General features: G+C 64.9%; 3 protein-coding genes. All 3 read left to right on the forward strand.

The features are described from left to right. The coding region (locus Q0J74_RS10090; protein WP_297214206.1) for a M50 family metallopeptidase at window positions 1-1,026 on the forward strand (1,026 nt) is incomplete at its 5' end. An 11-nt stretch (window positions 1,027-1,037) separates the two neighbouring features. Next, window positions 1,038-2,075, forward strand: a complete 1,038-nt coding sequence (ispG, locus tag Q0J74_RS10095) for a flavodoxin-dependent (E)-4-hydroxy-3-methylbut-2-enyl-diphosphate synthase (RefSeq protein ID WP_297214209.1) — start codon at window positions 1,038-1,040, stop codon at window positions 2,073-2,075. 20 nt (window positions 2,076-2,095) lie between these two features. Then, the coding region (locus Q0J74_RS10100; protein WP_297214212.1) for a PolC-type DNA polymerase III at window positions 2,096-5,748 on the forward strand (3,653 nt) is incomplete at its 3' end.

Below are 5,748 nucleotides of genomic sequence, written 5' to 3' on the forward strand. Positions count from 1 at the left end.
GCCATCCATGAGTTCGGCCACTTCGTGGCCGCCAAGGCCCTGGGCGTGCGTGTCAATGAGTTTTCCATCGGCATGGGTCCGGCGCTGATTTCCCGGGAAAAGGGGGAGACCCTCTACTCCCTGCGGGCCTTCCCCATCGGGGGCTACTGCGCCATGGAGGGGGAGGAGGCCGCCTCCGACGATCCCCGCTCTTTTCACAACAAGCCCTTTTGGAAGAAAGCCGTCATTCTGGTGGCGGGGGCCTTTTTGAACTTTGTGACCGGTCTGCTGCTGATCCTCCTGATCATGGGCCTGGCGGGCAGCCCCGCCGCTCCGGTATTCACCGGCGTGATGGAGGGGGCGGAGGCGGTGCTGGACACCGGCCTTCAGCCCGGCGACCAGTTCTACACCATTGACGGACACCGGATCTACTTCCAGACCGACGCGCTGGTTTACCTGGAGCGGGCGGGGGAGAAGGTGGAGGTGACGGTGCTCCGGGACGGGGAGCGGGTGGACCTGGGGGAAATTGATCTGCCCTACCGACAGCTCACCGACGAGAACGGCCAGCAGGTGGAAAAGCGGGGCATCTACGTGGGCCAGTTCCTGGAGGACACGGCGGCCACCCGCCTGCGGAACAGCTGGTATCAGGCCATCGACTATGTGCGCATGGTGTGGATGGGCCTGGGGGACATTGTCACCGGGGCGATGGGCCTGCGGGACATGTCCGGCGTCATCGGCATCGTGGCCATGGCCGGGGACGTGGGCCAGGCAGGGGCGGAGGCGGCGGGCCTGTTCGGCGCCATCGTCAACCTGCTGGACTTTACCGCCCTCATCGCCATCAACCTGGCGGTGATGAACCTGCTGCCCATTCCCGCCCTGGACGGCGGCCAGATCTTTCTGCTGGTGGTGGATGGAATCTACCGCCTGGCGACCAAGAAGCACATTGATCAGAAATACCTGGGCTATCTCAACATGGCGGGCTTTGCCTGCCTCATCGCCCTGATGATCCTGGTGGCCATCAGCGATGTGAATAAGTTTATCCTATAGGAGGCTGCACCATGACCAGACAGATTTTGGTGGGCAACGTCCCCGTGGGTGGGGGCGCCCCCGTCACTATACAGTCCATGACCAACACCCGCACCCACGACGTGGCGGCCACCGTGGAGCAGATCAAGCGCCTGGCCACCGCCGGCTGCCAGATCATCCGGGTGGCGGTGCCGGACCAGGCAGCGGCCAGGGCGGTGGGGGAGATCCGGGCGCAGATCTCCATCCCCCTGGTGGTGGACATCCACTTCGACTACCGGTTGGCCCTCACCTGTATCGACGCCGGGTGCGACGCGGTGCGCATCAATCCCGGCAACATCGGCGGGGAGGACCGGGTCAAAGCGGTGGCGGAGGCCTGTAAAGCAAAAGGACTTCCCATCCGTATCGGGGTCAACGGCGGCTCTCTGGAGAAGCCCCTGCTGGCCAAATACGGGGGCGTCACCCCGGAGGCCCTGGTGGAATCGGCCTTCGGCCACATCGCCCTGCTGGAGAAGTATGACTTCCACGACATCTGCATCTCTCTCAAATCCTCCAGCGTGCCGGTGACTATGGCGGCCTATCAGCTGATGAGTATGGAAAGCGATTATCCTTTACATCTTGGAGTGACCGAGACCGGTACCCTCCGCATGGGGACCCTGAAATCCGCCATCGGCATCGGCGGCCTGCTGGCCCTGGGCATTGGGGACACCATGCGGGTGTCCCTGTCCGCCGACCCGGTGGAGGAGGTGCTGGCGGCCAAGGACATCCTGAAGGCCGCCGGCCTGCGGAAGGATGGTCCCGACCTGATCTCCTGCCCCACCTGCGGGCGGACCCGCATTGACCTGATCGGCCTGGCCGGGGAGGTGGAGGAGCGGCTCAAGGGCCTGGACAAGCCCCTCACCGTGGCGGTGATGGGGTGCGTGGTCAACGGTCCCGGAGAGGCCGCCGCCGCCGACGTGGGCATTGCAGGCGGCGACGGGGAGGGCCTGCTCTTCCGCAAGGGGGAGATTGTGAAAAAGGTCCCCCAGGACCGGCTGGTGGACGAGCTGTTTGCCCTCATTGAGCAGATGTAAGGGGAGCGGGAGCGATTCGGATGATACCGCAGGCACAGAAAATTCCATTTTTAAAGCTGTTTTCCGCCTGGCGGCCCGGGCAAGAGCTGGCGGCCCGGGTGGAGGGCTACCAGGTGACCCGGGCTGTGATAGACAAAGGCGCCCGGGTCATCCGCGCCAGTGTGGAGTGCGCCGCCCCGCCGGGAGAGGAGCTGCGCCGGCAGATTGAGGGCAGCCTGGCCCTGGCCTACCGGGTGGAGCGGGTGGAGCTGGAGATGACGCCGGTCCCGGAGGCCGCGCCGGTCCCGGAGGCCGCGCCGGTCCCGGAGGCCGTGCCGGCTGTTGCGCCGGCGGAGGACGAGGCGGCGGCGGCCTTCCGCCGGACGGAGGAGATCCGCCGCAAAGCCCTGGCGGGGCTGAAAGCGCCCAAGCCCACGGAGCGGAAACCGGGGAGGGGCGCCCCCAAGGGGAAGCTGATCTACGGCAGGCATGAGGTGCGCAAGGCCCCCACCCCCATGAGCCAGCTCGAGCTGGATATGGGGACGGTAATTGTGGAGGGGGACGTGTTTTCCCTGGACCACCGGGAGCTGAAGAAGCGGGGGGCCTGGGTGGTGTGCTTCGATTTGACCGACTACACCGGCTCGGTGCGGGTGAGCAAGTTTTTCCCCGGCGACGAGGGCAAGGGCATTGTGGACGGGGTGAAGAAGGGCCAGCGGCTGCTGGTCCAGGGCAAGCTGAACATTGACCGCTTCACCGGGGACATGGTGCTGGAGCCCTACGCCGTTATGGAGACCGACCGGCCCCAGCGGACGGACGACGCGCCGGAGAAGCGGGTGGAGCTACACCTGCATACCAACATGTCTGCCATGGACGCCCTCACCGCCGTGGGTTCCAAAATGGACTCCCCCATCGGCACGGACAAGAACGTGGTGAAGCGGGCGGAGCGGTGGGGCCACCGGGCCATCGCCATCACCGACCACGGGGTGGCCCACGCCTTTCCCAACGCCTGGCACTCCGCCAAGCAGATCAAACTTCTCTATGGGGTGGAGGCCTATTACATCAACGACGTGGATGACCGGGTGGCCGTCCACGGGGAGCTGGACCAGCCTCTGGAGGGGGAGGTCGTCTGCTTCGACCTGGAGACCACCGGCCTGGACCCCCGCCGGGACGTGATCACGGAGATCGGGGCGGTGGTGCTGCGGGACGGAGAGGTGGCGGAGCAGTTCTCCACCTTTGTCAATCCCGGCCGGCCCCTGAGCCGGGAGATCACCCAGCTCACCGGCATCACCGACCAGATGCTGGAGGGAGCGCCCTCTCAGGAGGAGGCCGTGGGTGCCTTTCTGGACTTTGTGGGGGATCGGCCCCTGGCCGCCCACAACGCGGAGTTTGACGTGGGCTTTATTGCCGCCGGCTGCCGCCGGATGGGCCGCCCCTTTGAGCATACTTACCTGGACAGCCTGATCCTGGCTCAGAACCTGCTGCCCGAGCTGGGCAAGTACAAGCTGGACGTTGTGGCGGAGCATCTCAACCTGCCCGCGTTCAATCACCACCGGGCCTATGACGACGCGGCCACGGTGGGCTATATGCTCATTCCCTTTTTCGATATGCTCCGGGACAGAGGGGTGCGGTCCCTCCAGCAGATCAACCCGGCCATGACCAAGCTGCGGGCGGGGGGCAAGGCCAAGCGGCAGCCCAAGCACCTCATCGTGCTTGCCAAAAACCAGCTGGGCCTGCGCAATCTGTACCAGCTCATCTCCGCCTCCTACCTGGACCACTTCAAGCGCTATCCCATCATGCCCAAAAGCCTGATCGACCGGCACCGGGAGGGGCTGATCATCGGCTCGGCCTGCGAGGCGGGGGAGCTGTTTCAGGCCATTGTGCGCCGGAAGGACTTCAAGGAACTCAAGCGCATCGCCTCCTGGTACGACTTTCTGGAGATTCAGCCCCTGTGCAACAACGCCTTCATGCTGCGCAAGGGTATGGTGCGCAGCGAGGAGGAGCTGCGGGACTTCAACCGTACGGTGGTGGCGCTGGGGGAGGCACTGGACAAGCCGGTGTGCGCCACCGGGGACGTCCACTTCCTGGACCCGGAGGATGAGATCTACCGCCACATTCTGCTGGCCTCCAAGGGGTTTGAGGACGCCGATTCCCCCCTGCCCCTCTACTTCAAAACCACCCGGGAGATGCTGGAGGAGTTTGCCTACCTGGGGGAGGAGAAGGCCTATGAGGTGGTGGTGCGCAACACCAACCTGGTGGCCGACTGGTGCGAGGACGTGGTGCCGCTGCCCCAGGGCCTGTTTGCCCCCAAAATTGAAAACTCCGCCCAGGAGCTGACAAGGCTGGTGTGGGACAAGGCCAAGGCCCTCTACGGGGAGCAGCCACCCCAGATCGTGGTGGACCGGATCAACGCCGAGCTGGGGGATATCATCAAATGCAAGTACGACGTGATCTACATGTCCGCCCAGAAGCTGGTGCAGGACTCCCTGGACCACGGCTACCTGGTGGGTTCCCGGGGCTCGGTGGGTTCCTCCCTGGTGGCCTTCCTGTCCGGCATCACCGAGGTCAACTCCCTGCCCCCCCACTACCGCTGCCCCCAGTGCAAGCACTCCGATTTTGAGGCGGCCAAGGCGGGGGGCTGGGGCTGCGGCGCCGACATGCCAGACGCGGTCTGTCCCCGGTGCGGCGCACCCTACGCCAAGGACGGGTTCAACATCCCCTTTGAGACCTTTTTGGGCTTTGGCGGCGACAAGGTCCCCGACATCGACCTGAATTTCTCCGGCGAGTACCAGTCCAGCGCCCACCGATATACCTTTGAGCTGTTCGGCCAGAGCCACGTGTTCCGGGCGGGGACCATCGGCACGGTGAAGGACAAGATTGCCTACGGCTATGTGAAGCACTACCTGGACGAGCACGGCCTCAGCGGCACCCGGGCGGAGGAGAACCGGCTGTCTCTGGGGTGCAGCGGCGTCAAGCGCACCACCGGCCAGCACCCCGGCGGCATGGTGGTTATCCCCCAGAACCGGGAAATCTACGACTTCTGTCCGGTGCAGCACCCCGCCGACGACCCCAACAGCGACATCATCACCACCCACTTTGAGTATCACTCCATGGAGTCCAACCTGCTGAAGCTGGACATGCTGGGCCACGATGACCCCACCATGATCCGCATGCTCCAGGACCTGACCGGGGTAGACCCCCAAAAAATCCCCCTGGACGACAAGGACACCATGAGCATCTTCACCTCCTCCAAGGTGCTGGGCTTTGAGAACGACCCCATCCTGGGTCCCACCGGGGCGGTGGCCATCCCGGAGTTCAACACCAAATTCACCCGGGGCATGCTGATGGACACCCAGCCCCACCAATTTGACATCCTGCTGCGGCTGTCCGGCTTCTCCCACGGCACCGACGTGTGGCTGGGCAACGCCCGGGACCTGGTGGTGGACCAGGGCATTCCGGTAGGCCAGGCCATCGGCTGCCGGGACGACATCATGCTCTTCCTCATCTCCTGCGGCATGCCGGAGAAGCGCTCCTTTAAGATCATGGAGTCGGTGCGCAAGGGCCGGGGCCTGCCCGACGGGGCGGAGGAGGAGATGAAGGCCGCCGGCGTGCCCGACTGGTACATCGGCTCCTGCAAGAAGATCAAGTACCTCTTCCCCAAGGCCCACGCGGTGGCCTACGTGATGATGGCCTTCCG

Source organism: uncultured Flavonifractor sp. (genome assembly GCF_944387675.1).
GTDB lineage: Bacteria > Bacillota > Clostridia > Oscillospirales > Oscillospiraceae > Flavonifractor.

Bases quoted from the DNA above. Each gene is read 5' to 3' on its own strand.
- ispG (WP_297214209.1), top strand. From the start codon at position 1,038: ATGACCAGACAGATTTTGGTGGGCAACGTCCCCGTGGGTGGGGGCGCC.